Genomic DNA, 16,038 nt, shown 5'->3' with positions numbered 1-16,038 from the left:
CCGCGACCGCGGCACGCCCCTCCGCGCTGCTACGCCTCGAACGTGGCCGAGAGGGCGTCCGCCAGCCCCGGCACCAGGTCCGCACCGGTCAGCACCTCGGTCGGGGAGTCCTTCTCCCGCAGCCTCAGTGCCGACTCGCGGGCGCCGTCCCGCAGCACCGCAACGGTCATCCGGACCTCCTGGCGGTCGGGATGCGCGGCCACCCATTCGGCCAGGCCCGCCTCGTCGAGGCCCTCGGGGACGGAGGTCTCCGCCGACGGCGGCAGCATCAGCCGCTCCACGGTGAGTGCGCATCCCGCCACCGCGTCGGGCCAGGCGATCGTTCCGAGGAACTCGTCGAGCGGCGCGCCGGAGGGGATCTCGTCCTGCTCGACCGGGGTCAGTGGGGCAGCCGCGTCCCCGTCGTCGAGACCGAGCTGGGCGGCGAGACCCGGCTCCTGGGTGCGCAGCTGTGCGGTGTCGACGAGGGCGAAGAGCCGGGCCGGCTGGTCCCAGCCGAGGCCGGACGCGTACTCGTCGATTTCGAGCACCGCACGGGTCAGCGGGCTCGCGGCCATCGGGGGGCCGCCGGGGGAAACGTTGGACATGCTCAATATCCTGCCTCCTTCGGCCCCGGAGTCGGGAACTAGGTAAAGCCTCAGTAAGTTGCATGAGTGGGCTCTACGATCGCGTGGGCCTACCGCAGAGGTGTCGGACGCATGGGACGGCACCCGTACAACGCATTACACGACCGCGAACTTCGAGGGGCGCACGTTGGCTTTCCAGATGCCGGACCGCGGCGGAGGCCCGACCGGGCCACGGATCAGAGTGGGCCGGCCGTCCCGGCGCGTACGGACGCTGCTGATGACGCTCGGCGTGCTGGCCGTGCTCGCCATGGCCTTTGTCATGTTCGCCGGGTTCTGGACCGACTGGCTCTGGTACCGCTCGGTGAAGTACTCGTCTGTGTTCACCACGACCCTCTGGACCAAGATCGGGCTGTTCGCGGTCTTCGGCCTGCTGATGGCCGCCGCGGTCGGGTTGAACATCTGGCTGGCGCACCGGCTGAGGCCGCCGCTGAGCGCGATGTCGCTCGAGCAGCAGAGCCTCGACCGGTACCGGATGGGCATCGCTCCGTACAAGAAGTGGGTGCTCCTCGGGATCACCGCGCTGGTCGGGCTGATCGCCGGAGCGTCCGCGTCCTCCCAGTGGCGCACGTGGCTGATGTGGGTCAACGGCGTGCCGTTCGGCCAGAAGGACCCCCAGTTCGGGATGGACGTGGCGTTCTACGCCTTCGACCTCCCCTGGTACCGGTTCCTGCTGGGCTTCGGCTTCGCCGCGGCCGTGCTCTCCCTGATCGCCGCGGTCCTCACCCACTACCTCTACGGCGGGCTGCGCGTCACCAGCCCCGGGGCGCGCGCCACCGCGGCGGCCACCGGCCATCTGTCGGTGCTGCTCGGCATCTTCGTCGCGCTCAAGGCCGTCGCGTACTGGCTGGACCGGTACGGCCTGGCCGTGAAGTCCAGTGACTTCAAGGCCGCGGGCAACTGGACGGGCCTGCGGTACGTGGACGCGAACGCGTATCTGCCCGCGAAGACGATCCTGTTCTGCATCGCGGTCATCTGCGCCGTGCTGTTCTTCGCGACGCTGTGGCGGCGCACCTGGCAGCTGCCGGTGATCGGATTCGGGCTGATGGTGCTCTCGGCCATCCTCATCGGCGGCCTGTACCCGGCCATCGTGCAGAAGTTCCAGGTCCAGCCGAACGAGCAGGCCAAGGAATCCCCGTACATCAAGAAGAACATCGATGCCACGCGCCAGGCGTACGGCATCGACGCGGCGAAGTCCGAGAACTACGGGGGCAAGGGCGACCCGAAGCGGAAGGCCGAGCAGCGCGAGCAGGCCGCCACGGCCGCCAGCTACCGGCTCGTCGACTCGAACATCGTCTCGCCCGCCTTCCAGCAGCTCCAGCAGGAGCGCAAGTACTACCAGTTCCCCGCGACCCTCGACGTGGACCGGTACACCGGCCCCGACGGCAAGCCGCAGGACACGGTCATCGGTCTGCGCGAGCTCAACATCAAGGGCATCCCCAAGCGCAACTGGATCAACGACCACTTCACCTACACCCACGGTTACGGCGCGATCGCGGCCAAGGGCACGAACACGATCACCGACGAGGACCAGGGCACGGTCGGCGCCCCGGACTTCATCGAGTCCGGCCTGCCCACCAAGGGCCAGCTCGGCACCTACGAGCAGCGGGTCTACTACGGCGAGAAGACCGAGCAGTACTCGATCGTCGGCGGCCCGCAGAAGGAGCTGGACTACGAGAAGAACGGCGAGGTGACGACCAGCTTCAAGGGCAAGAGCGGGGTCGACCTCTCCGGGGCCTTCAACCGGGGCCGCGTACGCGGTGGCGTTCAGCGAGCCGCAGATCCTCTACTCCGGGGCGATCGGCGACGGTTCGCGGATCCTCTACAACCGCACGCCCAAGGAGCGCGTCGAGGCGGTGGCCCCGTGGCTGACCATCGACGGGGACGCCTATCCGGCGGTGGTCGACGGCCGTATCAAGTGGGTCGTCGACGCCTACACCACGACGAACGGGTACCCCTACGCATCGCGCACCACGCTCGGGGACACCACGGCCGACTCGCTGACGGACAGCCAGCGGGCCGTCGTCGCGCAGCAGAACCAGGTGAACTACATCCGCAACTCGGTGAAGGCCACCGTCGACGCGTACGACGGCACGGTCGACCTGTACCAGTGGGACACCAAGGACCCGGTCCTGAAGACCTGGATGAAGGCGTTCCCGGACACGGTCAAGCCGAAGAACGAGATCGAGCCGGAACTGCTGGCCCACCTCCGGTACCCGCAGGACATGTTCAAGGTCCAGCGCGAACTGCTCACGCGGTACCACGTGACCGACCCCGAGCAGTTCTACACCGGCAGTGACGCCTGGCAGGTGCCGAACGACCCGACGCAGAAGGACGGCAGCGCGGTCCCGCCGTACTACCTGAGCCTGAAGATGCCGGGCGAGCAGGAGCAGAAGTTCTCGCTGACGACGACGTTCACGCCCAGCGGACGGCCCAACCTGGGCGCGTTCATGGCCGTCGACGCCGACGCGAACAGCGAGGGGTACGGCTCGATCAGACTGCTGAGGGTGACCTCGACCGTCCAGGGCCCCTCGCAGGTGCAGAGCGAGCTCAACAGTGTTCCGGAGGTCGCGACCTTCGTCCGTGACCTGCGGGGTACCGACTCGGAGATCGACTACGGCAACCTGCTCACGGTTCCGCTGGACGGCGGTTTCCTGTACGTCGAGCCGGTGTACGCCCGAGGCGGCGCCGCCAACTACCCGCTGCTGAAGAAGGTGGCGGTGTCCTACGGCGGCAAGCCGGTCTTCAAGGACAGCCTGGCGGAGGCGTTGAACGCGGTGTTCGGAGTGGAGGGCGCCGAGCCGCCGCCCACGACGCCGCCGCCGACGGAGCCGGGTGACACCACGCCCCAGCCGCCGGCGACGGGCAGCGCGGCGCTGAAGCAGGCCATCGCGGACGCCCAGAAGGCGTACGAGGCGGGCCAGGAGGCGCTCAAGAAGAACGACTGGACGGCCTACGGCAAGGCCCAGGCGGATCTGCAGGCGGCGCTCGAGCGGGCGGCGGCGGCACAGTCGCAGGCCCCCGGTGCACCGGCGCGTAAACCCGGAGGCTGACCGAACGGGTGGTTCACCGGACAGGCTCCACTCCGCACCGTGGTACGGTAGGTACACAACGACGCGGGGTGGAGCAGCTCGGTAGCTCGCTGGGCTCATAACCCAGAGGTCGCAGGTTCAAATCCTGTCCCCGCTACTGAGATCGAGGGCCCGGATCCATCAGGATCCGGGCCTTCGGCGTGTGTCAAGGGCGGTTGTTCCCGAAGTGTGTCCCGTTTGGGGCGAGTTGAGTCCGGCGTCCTGAGGTGATGCGTGTTTGACTTGTCTCTCTGTGGGCATGTCGACAAAACGCTGAAGTGACCTCACTGGCTGCGGTATACCAGGTGTACGCGGGTTGCGGGTGGTGCGACGATGGAATTTATGGGGGACGGGACAACGCTGTTGGAAACGGGGCGGTTTGCGCGCGAGCACGCCGCCACCGCGGTGGCCGCGGTGGGCGCGGCCGATGCGATGGCGATCGACGCCGTCGACCCGCTCGAGTCCCTGACCCCCGTGGAACCCCTGCCCGTGACGGACGCCGAGGCGGAGGCCCGGCACCGCCGCGCCGCCGAGACGGGGGACGTGGCGTCCATGAGCGTCCTCGGGGCGATGCTCCTGCGCCGGGGCGACCTGGACGGCGCGGAGCCGCATCTGCGCGCGGCCACCGCCGAGGGCGACCGCGCCGCCGCGAACAACCTGGGTGTGCTGCTGCACCAGCGCGGCTACGCCGATGAGGCGGCGGGCTGGTGGCGGATCGCGGCGGTCGCCGGTTCCGCGGCAGCGGCGCACGCGCTCGGCCGGCACTTCCGGGAGCGGGGCGACGAGCCGGCCGCCGAGTACTGGCTTCGTCAGTCCGCCGAACAGGGGCACGCCCTCGGCGCCTACGGCCTGGCCGATCTGCTGGAGCACCGCAGCGAGCAGGGCGCCGAGCGCTGGTTGCGCGCGGCCGCCGAGCAGGGGCACCGTGAGGCCGCCTACCGGCTGGCGCGCGCGCTGGAGCGGCGGTCCCCGGGCGGGTCCTCTCCCCGGGCCCGGCGTCCCGCCACCGCGGCGGCCGAAAAGGACGAGGCCGGTCTCGTCGAGGCGGCCGAGGACCTCGGCACGGCCGACCGCCCCGGTGCGGTCCGGGACGCGCGGAAGGCGAAGGGTGCGAACCGGCCCAGGGGCGCGAACAGGTCCAAGCACGCGGAGGCGGACAACCGCGCCGCCGAGGCGACCCGCGTTCCCGTCGCACGCGCCGCCGGGCCCTCCGCGACGACGGCGCCGGTGGTGCCGTCCGGCACCGCCGAGGGAGCGGTACCCGCCTCGTCCGTGCATCCGGACGAGGCGGAGCAGTGGTACCGGCAGGCGGCGGCCCGCGGGCACCGCCGGGCCGCGCTGCACCTCGGCGGCATCCTGGAGCGCCGGGGCGAGCTGAAGGAGGCCGCGCGCTGGTACCTCACCTCCGCCAAGGACGGGGAGGCGCGTGCCGCGTGCGCGCTGGGGTTCCTGCTGAAGGACGCCGGCGACGAGGGGAGCGCCGCCGTGTGGTGGCTGCGGGCCGCCCAGGACGGCGATGGCAACGCTGCCAACGCGCTGGGTGCACTGCACGCTGCACGCGGTGAGCAGCAGTCCGCCGAGCGCTGGTACCGCGCGGCGATGGACGCGGGCGATGTGAACGGGGCTTACAACCTCGGTCTGCTGTGCGCGGCCCAGGGCCGCACCGGCCAGGCGGAGCAGTGGTACCGCCGTGCCGCCTACGCCGGGCACCGCGAGGCCGCCAACGCGCTCGCCGTCCTGCTGCTGCAGGCCGGGGACCCGGTGGGTGCCGAGCCCTGGTTCTCCAAGGCCGCGGAGGCGGGCAGCGTGGACGCCGCGTTCAACCTCGGCATCCTGTACGCCGGCCGGGACGAGGACCGTACGGCGCTGCGCTGGTACGAGCGGGCCGCCGCTGCCGGGCACACCGAGGCGGCCCTGCAGGTCGGGATGGCCTGTCTGCGCGACGGGGACGAGCAGTCGGCCGAGCGTCATCTGCGCTGTGCCGCGGGCAGCGGAAGCGCCGAGGCGGCGTTCCGGCTCGCGACGCTGCTCGACGTGCGCCAGCCGCCGCCGGGCGCGCCCGCACTCGGTGAGCCCATGGGCGAGAAGACCGAGTGCGAGGAGTGGTACGAGCGAGCCGCCGAGCAGGGGCACCGCCGGGCGCAGGTGCGCATCGGCATGCTCGCGGCGGCCCGTGGCGATGTGACCGAGGCCGTCCGCTGGTACCGGGAGGCGGCGGAGGCCGGCAGCCGCAACGGCGCGTTCAACCTGGGGCTGCTGCTCGCCCGTGAGGGCAACGAGCGTGAGGCCGCCCTGTGGTGGGCCCGCGCCGCCCGCGCCGGGCACGGGCGCGCCGCGCTCCGGCTCGCCCTGCTGGCCGCGCGCCGGGGTGAGCTCGCCGAGGGGCAGCGCTGGTGTGCCCGCGCGGTGGAGCTGGGGCCCGCTGAGGTGGCCGACCGGGCGGCTGCGCTGCGTGAGGCGCTGCACCGGGAGCTCACGGCCTGAGGGAGGGCGTGTCACCCCGCTCACCAGCCCGAACGGCTGAACGGATATGGATTTGCTCTGGTCCGCGCGGTGACGTACTGTTGGGTTCACCGACGCGGGGTGGAGCAGCTCGGTAGCTCGCTGGGCTCATAACCCAGAGGTCGCAGGTTCAAATCCTGTCCCCGCTACTGAAGGCCGATGGCCCGGATCCAGTGGATCCGGGCCATCGGTGTTCTCCGGCGGTTTTCTCAGCACGGCGGCTCGGGCGAGGAGGCCGACCCGACAGGTCGCGTCCACCGGTTACGGCCGGCGCGAGCTGGACCTCGCGCGGCCGAGCAGGGCGGCTGCCGGCTGTCGGACGCGGTGCAGCGAGGAGCCCCGGACGTCCGACGGCAACGGGGTGCCCGGACGTGGAGGACGTCCCGGAGGCCCAAGGCGGAGAGGCGGGCGGATCGTGCGCCGTCCCGCCCGGCGAACGACCGCGGGGCCCGCCCCGCGTGAACGATCCCGCGGGTCAGTGCACCTGGGCGCTCGCGCAGTTCGGGCAGATGCCCCGGTACGTGACCTCGACGTCCGAGATCGTGAAGCCGAAGCGCTCCGAGTCGGGCAGGTCCGAGAGCGGATTGCCGCCGGGGTGCACGTCGCGGATCGCGCCGCAGCGCGCGCAGACCAGGTGCTGGTGCGGACGGTGGGCGTTCGGGTCATAGCGCTTGGCGCGGTGGTCCGTGGCCACTTCCAGGACCTCGCCCAGTGAGACGAGCTCACCCAGTGTGTTGTACACCGTGGCCCGGGAGATCTCCGGCAGCCGTTCGACGGCACGTGCGTGTACCTCGTCGGCGGTCAGATGGACGTGCTCACCGTCGAGGACCTCGGCCACGACGCGCCGCTGCGCGGTCATACGCCAGCCGCGTCCGCGCAGTCGTTCCAACAGGTCGCTCATGTGTATCAGCCTAACAGTCGGGGGAGCCGACCCCGAACGGATGTGAGTTTGGATGTCTGCTTGACTTGGACAAAGTCCATTGTAGGATCGAAACCATCATTGGCCAAGGACAGGACTGGCCGGGAATGACGCAGTTTTCGCAGGAGGCGCACGTGACGCAGGGACCGCTCACCACGGAGGCCGGCGCGCCGGTCGCCGACAACCAGAACAGCGAGACCGCGGGCGCCGGCGGACCGGTCCTGGTGCAGGACCAGCTGCTGCTCGAGAAGCTCGCGCACTTCAACCGCGAGCGCATCCCGGAGAGGGTGGTCCACGCCCGCGGCGCCGGTGCCTACGGCACGTTCACGGTGACCGCGGACGTCACCCGCTACACCCGGGCGAAGTTCCTCTCCGAGGTCGGCAAGCAGACCGGGACGTTCCTGCGCTTCTCCACCGTGGCGGGCAACCTCGGCGCCGCCGACGCCGTCCGTGACCCCCGCGGTTTCGCGCTGAAGTTCTACACCGAGGAGGGCAACTACGACCTCGTCGGCAACAACACCCCGGTGTTCTTCATCAGGGACGCCATCAAGTTCCCGGACTTCATCCACACGCAGAAGCGCGACCCGTACACGGGGAGTCAGGAGGCGGACAACGTCTGGGACTTCTGGGGCCTGTCGCCCGAGTCGACCCACCAGGTGACCTGGCTGTTCGGCGACCGCGGGATCCCCGCCTCCTACCGGCACATGAACGGCTACGGCTCGCACACCTACCAGTGGAGCAACGAGGCCGGCGAGGTCTTCTGGGTCAAGTACCACTTCAAGACCGATCAGGGCATCAGGAACCTCACCCAGGCCGAGGCCAACAGGCTGGCGGGTGAGGACCCGGACAGTCACCAGCGCGACCTGCGCGAGGCCATCGAGCGCGGTGACTTCCCGTCGTGGACGGTGCAGGTCCAGATCATGCCCGCGGCCGACGCCGCGACGTACCGGTTCAACCCGTTCGACCTCACCAAGGTGTGGCCGCACGACGACTACCCGCCGATCGAGATCGGCAGGCTGGAGCTCAACCGCAACCCGGAGAACGTCTTCGCCGAGGTCGAGCAGTCCGTCTTCTCGCCGGCGCACTTCGTGCCGGGCATCGGCCCGTCCCCGGACAAGATGCTGCAGGGCCGGCTCTTCGCGTACGGCGACGCCCACCGTTACCGCGTCGGCATCAACGCCGACCACCTGCCGGTGAACCGCCCGCGCGCCACCGAGGCGCGCACCAACTCCCGTGACGGCCTTCTGTACGACGGCCGCCACAAGGGCGCCAAGAACTACGAGCCGAACAGCTTCGGCGGCCCCTTCCAGACGGACCGGCCGCTGTGGGAGCCGGTCTCGGTCTCCGGCGCCACCGGCGACCACGAGGCCCCGTCCCACTCCGAGGACGACGACTTCGTCCAGGCCGGCAACCTCTATCGGCTGATGTCCGAGGACGAGAAGGGCCGTCTGGTCGAGAACCTGGCTGGGTTCATCGCCAAGGTCTCCCGGGACGACATCGCCGAGCGGGCGATCGGCAACTTCCGTCGGGCCGACGGAGACTTCGGCAAGCGGCTGGAGGCCGTGGTCCGGGCCCTGCGCGGCTGACCGAACCAGCGCTGGATCGCTTGCCGTAGGAGAGCGGGCCGGAACCTGCCCGAGGGGGAGGTCCGGCCCGCTCGCGGTGTCCGCGGTCAGCCGGCGAGGGTCGTCGCCTCGGCCCGGTGCCGGGCCGGTGCCCAGCAGCGGATGATGTCGCGCACGGAGACGATGCCGACGGGTCCTGCGGCGTCGAGCACGATGAGATGGCGGAAGCCGCCGTGGGTCATGGCGTCCGCAGCCTCGTCGAGGGTCCACGAGGGGGCGGCGAAGACGACGTCGGTGGTGGTGTGGGCGGAGGCGGATTCGTGGTCGGGGTCCTGGCCCGCGCCGAGCGAGTTGAGGATGTCGCGTTCGGTGAGGATGCCGAGGCCGCTGGTGTCGGGGTCGAGGACGACGGCCGCCCCGACACGTCGTGCGGCCATCAGCCGAGCGGCCTGCCTGAGGGTGTGTGCGGGGCCGATGGTGAGGACCACCGTGCTCATGGCGTCACGGACGAGCATGGATGGAGCCACCTCCTTGATGAATCCTTCAACGAGAAGGGATTCACAAGTTCACAAATAGGGGGACTCTCAGAGTCGCAGTGATTCGGCGGGGCAACAAGAGGGGGCGCGGCGCCCGCGGGGGGAGCACGCGGGTCGCGCTGGCCGGTAACCGCTGTGGGCGGTCCTGGCTCAGCCCCGGTTGAGGTACTCCAGGAGGTCCTCGTGCAGCAGGCCGTTGGAGGCGGCCGCGTTTCCGCTGTGAGGCCCGTGGACCCCGTCGAGGCCGGTGAACGTGCCGCCCGCCTCCTGTACGACGATCGCCGTCGCCGCCATGTCCCAGAGGGAGAGCTCCGGCTCCGCGCAGATGTCCACCGAACCCTCGGCGACCATCATGTACGGCCAGAAATCGCCGTAGGCGCGGGTCCGCCAGACCGCGCGGGTCAGGTCGAGGAAGCCGTCGAGGCGCCCTCGCTCCTCCCAGCCGCCGAGCGAGGAATACGCGAACGAGGCGTCGGACAGCTGGGCGACCTTCGAGACGCGCAGCCGTGTCGCGGAGGACAGGCTCCGCCCGGTGTAAGCCCCCGCGCCCTTCGCCGCCCACCAGCGGCGCCCCAGCGCCGGGGCCGAGACCACGCCCACGACCGGCTGGTAGCCGCCTTCGCCGGCCTCCATCAGGGAGATCAGAGTCGCCCACACGGGAACTCCGCGGACGTAGTTCTTCGTGCCGTCGATCGGGTCGACGACCCAGCGCCGAGGGCCGGTGCCCTCGATGCCGAACTCCTCGCCGAGGATCGCGTCGCGCGGCCTGGCGCGCTGGAGCTGGTGGCGGATCAGCTCCTCGGCCGCCTTGTCGGCCTCGCTCACCGGGGTCATGTCCGGCTTGGTCTCGACCTTGAGGTCGAGTGCCCTGAACCGGTCCATGGTCGCCGCGTCGGCGGCGTCCGCGAGGACATGGGCGAGACGCAGATCATCGTGGTAGTCGGCCATGTCCGCACTCTATCCCCGGGCCGTCGCCGCCCGTTCGGCCCGTCCGGCCCCGGCCGTCCCGACCGTGGAGCACCGGGCCGCCGCAGGCGCCCTTGACAGTGGGTGCCCGGGCGTCAACTCTGAGCGAAGAGCCGCGGGGCCCCGGAGGCGCCCCGCCCGGGAGGCCCAACATGCCCACAGCGCGCGAGGCACTGCTGAACGCCGCTCTCACCGCTCTCGCGGGCCTGCCCTGGTCCGCCGTCCGGATGGTCGACGTCGCCTCGGCGGCGAGCGTCTCCCGGCAGACGCTCTACAACGAGTTCGGCAGCAAGGACGGCCTCGCCCGGGCGCTGGTGCGGCGCGAGGCCGACTCGTACCTCAAGGGCGTGGACCGGGTGCTCGCGGAGCGGGCCGGGGACGCGGAGCAGTTGGTCCGCCTGGCCGAGTGGACGGTGGCGGAGGCGCGCTCCCGCCCCCTGCTGCGCGCCCTGCTCACCGGCTGCTGGCACGAGCGGCTCCCGGCGCCGAGGCCCGTCGCGCGGTCCGCCGGAGGTTCGGGCGTCCCCGCCCAGCGGCGCGCGGACGCCGGTCACCCCGCCCCCGGCGAACTGGTCACCGCGGTACGGGACCGCTCGCTCGCCGCGCTGGAGCCGGGCACCGGCCGACGGACGGACGAGGGCGAGGCGGAGGCCGCGGAGCGCTGCGAGCTGGCGGTGCGGCTGGCGCTCTCCTGCGTGGTCGCCGGCCCGGCGGAAGGAGTGGGGCGGCTGGTCCGTACGGCTCTCAGTGGGCCGGGCTGGAGAGCTGCAGGCCGATGACCCCCGCGATCACCAGCCCGATCGAGACGAGCTTCAGTGTCGAGGCGACCTCGCCGAGGAAGATCATCCCGTAGATCGCCGTGCCCGAGGCCCCGATGCCCGTCCACACCGCGTAGGCGGGGCCGACGTCGAGTTTGCGCAGGGAGAGCGTCAGCAGTCCGAAGCTGCTCATCGCGAAGACCGCGAACGCGATGGTCGGCCAGAGCCGGGTGAAGCCGTGGGACAGCTTCAGGCAGATCGCGAACCCCGTCTCCAGGAATCCGGCGACGATCACGAGCAGCCACGCCATGGTCAGTGCCTCCCGCGTCCCCAGTCCCGCACCCAGTGACTGCTTCGTCTCACTTGGTGCGATTATGCACTTGCCGGTCGAGGCTGCCCGCAAACGTGCCCGGTTCAGTCGCCCTCGCGTCGCTCCCGGGTCGCCAGCAGCCGCCTCAGGGAGTAGAGGCGCGCGGGATCGGCGTGTCCCTCGCCCACCCACGCGTCCAGGGCGCAGTCCGGCTCGTCGTGCGAACACGCGCGCGGACAGTTCTCCGTGCCGGGCTCCAGGTCGGGGAAGGCGTGGATGACCCGGGAGGGATCGACGTGGTGCAGCCCGAAGGACCGTACGCCCGGAGTGTCGATCACCCAGCCGCCTGCGCCCGCCAGCGGCAGGGCCAGGGCCGACGTGGTGGTGTGCCGACCCCGGCCCGTGACGGCGTTGACATGCCCGGTCGTGCGGCGCTTCTCCTCCGGCACCAGTGCGTTGACCAACGTGGTCTTCCCGACGCCCGAGTGGCCGACGAACGCGGTGATCCGGCCGCCGAGGTGTTCGCGCACCACGTTCGCCGCCTCGCCGGCGTACAGCTCGTCGCGCGACGTCACGACGTACGGGATGTCCAGTGCGCCGTACAGGTCCAACAGCGTCGACGCCGGGGCCAGGTCCGACTTCGTCAGCACCAGCAGCGGCTCCAGGCCGCCGTCGTAGGCGGCGACCAGACAGCGGTCGATCAGCCGGGGGCGGGGCTCGGGATCGGCGAGGGCCGTCACGATCGCCAGCTGGTCGGCGTTGGCCACGACCACCCGCTCGTACGGATCGTCGTCGTCGGCGGTGCGCCGCAGCACGGAGGCGCGCTCCTCGATGCGCACGATGCGGGCGAGGGTGTCCTTGCGGCCGGACAGATCGCCGACCAGACCCACCCGGTCGCCGACGACGGCGGCCTTGCGGCCAAGTTCCCGGGCCTTCATCGCCATGACCGTGCGGTCGTCCACGAGGCAGGTGAGACGGCCCCGGTCCACGGTCAGGACCATGCCCTCGGCTGCGTCCTCGTGCTTCGGGCGGATGCTGGTTCGGGGGCGGTTGCCCTTGCGGTTGGGGCGGACCCGGACGTCGTCCTCGTCGGTGTGCTTGCCGTAGCGGCGCATGTCGTGCCGTCCCGCTCAGTTCCCGGCGAGCATGTCGGTCCACATCCTCGGGAAGTCGGGGAGGGTCTTGGCGGTCGTCGCCACGTTCTCGATCTCCACGCCGTCGACGGCCAGACCGATGACCGAACCGGCGGTGGCCATCCGATGGTCGTCGTAGGTGTGGAACACCCCGCCGTGCAGCGGGCGCGGCCGGATGTGCAGCCCGTCCTCCGTCTCCGTGACGTCGCCGCCGAGCTCGTTGATCTCCTTGGTGAGGGCCGCGAGGCGGTCGGTCTCGTGGAGCCGCAGATGCGCGACACCGCGCAGGGTCGAGGGGGAGTCGGCCAGCGCGGCCACCGCGGCGATGCCCGGGGTCAGCTCGCCGACCTCGCCCAGGTCGACGTCGATGCCGTGGATCCGGCCGGAGCCGGTGAAGGTCAGCCCGGCGCCGGTCAGCTCGCAGGAACCGCCCATTTCGGTGAAGACCTGCCGCAGGGCGTCACCGGGCTGGGTGGTGCGCTCGGGCCAGTCGGGGATGGTCACCCGGCCGCCCGTGACCAGTGCCGCCGCCAGGAACGGCTGGGCGTTGGACAGGTCCGGCTCCACGGTCAGGTCCCGGCCCAGCAGCGCACCGCTGCGGACCCGCCAGACGTCCGGCTCGCCGCCGGTCTCCGGCTCGTCGACCTGCGCGCCGACCGTACGGAGCATGTCCACGGTCATCCGGATGTGCGGCATGGACGGCAGCCGCGAGCCGACGTGCCGTACCTCCACGCCCTGGTTGAAGCGGGGCGCCGAGAGCAGCAGGGCGGAGACGAACTGGGAGGACGAGGAGGCGTCGATCTCCACCGCGCCGCCGTCCATCGCCCCGCCGCCGTGCACGGTCATCGGGAGCGCGCCGCGGCCGTCGTCGTCGATCCGGGCGCCCAGGACGCGCAGGGCGTCGATCACCCCACCGAGGGGACGCTCGTACGAGCGGGGGTCGCCGTCGAAGCGGATGGGGCCGTCGGCGAGCGCGGCGACCGGCGGCAGGAAACGCATCACCGTCCCGGCGTTGCCGACGTCGACCGTCGCGGGGCCGTGCAACCCGGCCGGGATGATCCGCCAGGCCTCGCCGCTGTCCGGGCCGCCGGTCGCGGTGGAGCTGGAGGAGACCTGCTCCTCGATGCCGACACCCATGGCCCGCAGCGCCTCCGCCATCAGCAGGGTGTCGCGCGACCGCAGGGGGCGGCGCAGCCAGCCCGGCTCCGCGGCCAGGGCGGCGAGGACCAGCGCACGGTTCGTGACCGATTTCGATCCGGGAACGGTGACCGTCGCATCGACGGGCCCGCTCGCGTGGGGGGCGGGCCAGAGGACGGTCTGCACGGGGCTCTCGGTCATGGCCCTCACTTTAGTGGGCCCGCGGAGCGCCGGGTGTTCGCCGACCGGTCACCGGACATCCCGACCGGTCACAGACCGAGCAGCCAGCGACCGCCGCCGATCAGGGAGCACAGTGATACGGCATGGAAGAGGAACAGCCATATGGCGGGCGGGACGTGCGTCAGCCTTGCGAGCTGGTCCGCGTCCGAGTCCGGCGCGCCCCCGTGCCGGCGCTTCGCCTGGAGCTCGAAGGCCGGGCGGACCCCGCCGAGCAGCAGGAACCACACGGCGGCGTAGGCGAACGCCGCCTGTACCTCCGGTTCGGTCAGCCAGGACACCAGGAGGAACGCCGCCCCCGTGAGGATCACGGTGAGCGCCCCGTACGCGTTGCGGATCATCACCAGCATCGCGATCAGCAGCGCCGTGGCGACCCACAGCAGGAGCGTGACGCGGTGCGCGGAGAGCAGCCAGGCGCCGCCGAGGCCGAGCAGCGGCGGCGCGGTGTAGCCCGCGGCCGCCGTGAGGATCATGCCGAGGCCGGTCGGCCTGCCGCGGCTGACCGTCAGCCCGCTGGTGTCCGAGTGCAGCCGGATGCCCTCCAGCCGCCGCCCGGTGACCAGGGCGATCAGGCCGTGCCCGCCCTCGTGGGCGATGGTGATCGCGTTGCGGGACAGCCGCCAGGCCGTGTGCGGGACGACCGCGAGCAGGGCGAGCGCGGCCGTGCCTATGACCAGCCAGCGGTCGGGGGACGGCTGGGTGCCGAAAATTTCGGGTGTGACCATTTCCGGAGTGGCTCCTCGGGAGGCTCGGGGTCGTGGCAGTGTGGCACTCATGTGCGGACGGTATGCAGCGAGTCGCAGGCCCGAGGACCTCACCGGACTCTTCCAGATCGAGAAGTGGGAGCCGTCGGAGGCCCTGGCACCCGACTGGAACGTGGCCCCCACGAAAGAGGTCTATGCGGTTCTCGAGCGTCCTCTGAAGGACGCTGAAGACCGCCGTCCGGTTCGTCAGCTGCGGAAACTCCGGTGGGGACTCGTCCCGTCCTTCGCCAAGAACCCCGAGGGCGCGGCCCGGATGATCAACGCCAGGGCCGAGACGGTCCACGAGAAGCCCTCGTTCCGCCGGCCCTTCGCCGCCCGGCGCTGCATCCTGCCCGCGGACGGCTACTACGAGTGGGGCACCGGCACCGAGGAGCGGGAGCTGGAGGTGAAGGGGAAGAAGAAGCGGCCACGCAAGCAGCCCTACTTCGTCACTCCGGCCGACGGCTCCGTCTTCGCGATGGCCGGGCTGTACGAGTTCTGGCGGGACCGGACGCTGCCGGACGACCACCCCCAGTCTTGGTGGGTGACCTGCTCCGTGATCACCACGGAGGCGGAGACCGGGCCGCTGGGGGTCGCACCGGCCGAGGGCCCGCGCTCGCTGTCCGACATCCACCCGCGGATGCCGCTGATGCTCACCGAGGACCGCTGGGACGCCTGGCTGGACCCGGCCCGCACGGACCCGGACGAGCTGCGCGAGCTGCTGGCGCCGCCGCCCACGGGACTGATGCGCGCCTACCCCGTGGGCACGGCCGTCTCCAACGTCCGCAACAACGGGCCGGAGCTGCTGGAGGAGCTGGAGGCCCCCGAGGTCGGCACGCTCTTCTGATCCTTGCGGCGCTTCCCGGTCCCGCGGTGTGACACTGCTCCCGTGACACAGAGCGAGATCGTCGGGACACCCGCCGGGGACGCCCGTATCACCTGGCATCCGGCCCCCGGCCGGGCCCGCGTCGTGCTGGCGGTGAGCCACGGCGCGGGCGGCGGCATCGGCGCACAGGACCTGCGGGCCCTGGCGGCCGGGCTGCCCCCCGCCGGGGTCACGGTGGCCCTGGTGGAGCAGCCGTGGCGGGTGGCGGGAAAGAAGGTCGCGCCGGCGCCGAAGACCTTGGACACCGGCTGGCGCGGGCTGTGGCCGGCCCTGGAGAGGAGGGGGCTGCCGATCGTCGCGGGCGGGCGCAGCGCCGGTGCGCGCGTGGCCTGCCGGACCGCCCGTGAGCTGGGCGCCCGCGCCGTCCTCGCGCTGAGCTTTCCGCTGCATCCGCCGGGGAAGCCGGAGCGGTCCCGTGCGGACGAGCTCCTCGGCGCCGGGGTGCCGGTTCTGGTCGTCCAGGGCGGCAACGATCCGTTCGGCAGGCCGGAGGAGTTCCCGGACGGTGCTTACGAGCTGGTCGAGGTGGCGGACGCCGACCACGGGCTCTCGGTGCCCAAGCGGGCCGCGCTGACCCAGGAGGAGGCGCTGGTAACCGTCGTGGACGGCGTCCGGAAGTGGATTGCCGCCCGGACGTGAGACCGGCCGGGGG

13 protein-coding genes, 2 tRNA genes and 1 pseudogene are annotated in these 16,038 nt (G+C 71.6%); 8 read left to right on the top strand and 8 right to left on the bottom strand.

Annotated features, from left to right (window positions below):
- Window positions 1-29: 29 nt before the first annotated feature.
- Window positions 30-587, bottom strand: a complete 558-nt coding sequence (locus O7595_RS10620) for a PPA1309 family protein (RefSeq protein ID WP_269728461.1) — start codon at window positions 585-587, stop codon at window positions 30-32.
- Between the two features lie 178 nt (window positions 588-765).
- Here O7595_RS10620 and O7595_RS10615 point away from each other — a divergent pair.
- The 4 genes and pseudogenes from O7595_RS10615 (at window position 766) to O7595_RS10600 (ending at window position 6,345) form a co-directional block, all read left to right on the top strand.
- Window positions 766-3,676: pseudogene (locus O7595_RS10615) on the top strand (UPF0182 family membrane protein).
- Window positions 3,677-3,738: 62 nt separating this feature from the next.
- Window positions 3,739-3,812: transfer RNA gene (locus O7595_RS10610), tRNA-Met, on the top strand.
- 215 nt (window positions 3,813-4,027) lie between these two features.
- A complete protein-coding gene (locus tag O7595_RS10605; RefSeq protein ID WP_269728460.1) occupies window positions 4,028-6,178 on the top strand; it encodes a tetratricopeptide repeat protein in 2,151 nt (716 codons plus the stop codon).
- Between the two features lie 93 nt (window positions 6,179-6,271).
- Window positions 6,272-6,345, top strand: a tRNA-Met gene (locus O7595_RS10600).
- Window positions 6,346-6,671: 326 nt separating this feature from the next.
- On the opposite strand, the gene O7595_RS10595 is transcribed toward O7595_RS10600, so the two are convergent.
- The gene (locus O7595_RS10595) at window positions 6,672-7,097 is read right to left on the bottom strand and encodes a Fur family transcriptional regulator (RefSeq protein WP_269728459.1); all 426 of its coding nucleotides are present in this window, start codon (window positions 7,095-7,097) and stop codon (window positions 6,672-6,674) included.
- A 125-nt stretch (window positions 7,098-7,222) separates the two neighbouring features.
- Here O7595_RS10595 and O7595_RS10590 point away from each other — a divergent pair, with 125 nt between their 5' ends.
- Window positions 7,223-8,701 carry a catalase gene (locus O7595_RS10590; protein WP_269728458.1) on the top strand — a complete coding sequence of 493 codons (1,479 nt, stop codon included), beginning with the start codon at window positions 7,223-7,225 and terminating at the stop codon, window positions 8,699-8,701.
- Window positions 8,702-8,787: 86 nt separating this feature from the next.
- Here O7595_RS10590 and O7595_RS10585 read toward each other — a convergent pair whose 3' ends face one another.
- Together O7595_RS10585 and hisN are read right to left on the bottom strand one after the other, a co-directional pair.
- A complete protein-coding gene (locus tag O7595_RS10585) occupies window positions 8,788-9,195 on the bottom strand; it encodes a CBS domain-containing protein (protein ID WP_269728457.1) in 408 nt (135 codons plus the stop codon).
- Between the two features lie 171 nt (window positions 9,196-9,366).
- Complete coding sequence (hisN, locus tag O7595_RS10580) at window positions 9,367-10,164, bottom strand: histidinol-phosphatase (RefSeq protein WP_269728456.1); 798 nt, start codon at window positions 10,162-10,164, stop codon at window positions 9,367-9,369.
- A 170-nt stretch (window positions 10,165-10,334) separates the two neighbouring features.
- Here hisN and O7595_RS10575 point away from each other — a divergent pair, with 170 nt between their 5' ends.
- Complete coding sequence (locus O7595_RS10575) at window positions 10,335-10,961, top strand: TetR/AcrR family transcriptional regulator (protein ID WP_269728455.1); 627 nt, start codon at window positions 10,335-10,337, stop codon at window positions 10,959-10,961.
- Here the strand turns inward: O7595_RS10575 and O7595_RS10570 are convergent.
- The 4 genes from O7595_RS10570 to O7595_RS10555 form a co-directional block, all read right to left on the bottom strand.
- Complete coding sequence (locus O7595_RS10570) at window positions 10,927-11,250, bottom strand: DMT family transporter (RefSeq protein WP_269728454.1); 324 nt, start codon at window positions 11,248-11,250, stop codon at window positions 10,927-10,929. The two genes, O7595_RS10575 and O7595_RS10570, sit on opposite strands and share 35 nt — an antisense overlap.
- Window positions 11,251-11,354: 104 nt before the next feature.
- The gene (gene rsgA, locus O7595_RS10565; protein WP_269728453.1) at window positions 11,355-12,365 is read right to left on the bottom strand and encodes a ribosome small subunit-dependent GTPase A; all 1,011 of its coding nucleotides are present in this window, start codon (window positions 12,363-12,365) and stop codon (window positions 11,355-11,357) included.
- Window positions 12,366-12,380: 15 nt separating this feature from the next.
- Entirely contained in the window at window positions 12,381-13,721 is a 1,341-nt protein-coding gene (gene aroA / locus O7595_RS10560; protein ID WP_269728452.1) for a 3-phosphoshikimate 1-carboxyvinyltransferase, read from the bottom strand.
- A gap of 68 nt (window positions 13,722-13,789) precedes the next feature.
- A complete protein-coding gene (locus O7595_RS10555; RefSeq protein WP_269728451.1) occupies window positions 13,790-14,482 on the bottom strand; it encodes a M50 family metallopeptidase in 693 nt (230 codons plus the stop codon).
- Between the two features lie 49 nt (window positions 14,483-14,531).
- Here O7595_RS10555 and O7595_RS10550 point away from each other — a divergent pair, with 49 nt between their 5' ends.
- A complete protein-coding gene (locus tag O7595_RS10550; protein ID WP_269728450.1) occupies window positions 14,532-15,347 on the top strand; it encodes an SOS response-associated peptidase in 816 nt (271 codons plus the stop codon).
- Window positions 15,348-15,389: 42 nt separating this feature from the next.
- Window positions 15,390-16,025 (top strand): alpha/beta hydrolase family protein, encoded by a 636-nt coding sequence (locus tag O7595_RS10545; protein WP_269728449.1) that lies wholly within the window; start codon window positions 15,390-15,392, stop codon window positions 16,023-16,025.
- Window positions 16,026-16,038 lie beyond the last annotated feature (13 nt).

Source organism: Streptomyces sp. WMMC940 (assembly GCF_027460265.1).
In the GTDB taxonomy this organism is placed as follows: Bacteria; Actinomycetota; Actinomycetes; order Streptomycetales; family Streptomycetaceae; genus Streptomyces.
This window is presented reverse-complemented; position numbering and strand designations above follow the sequence as displayed.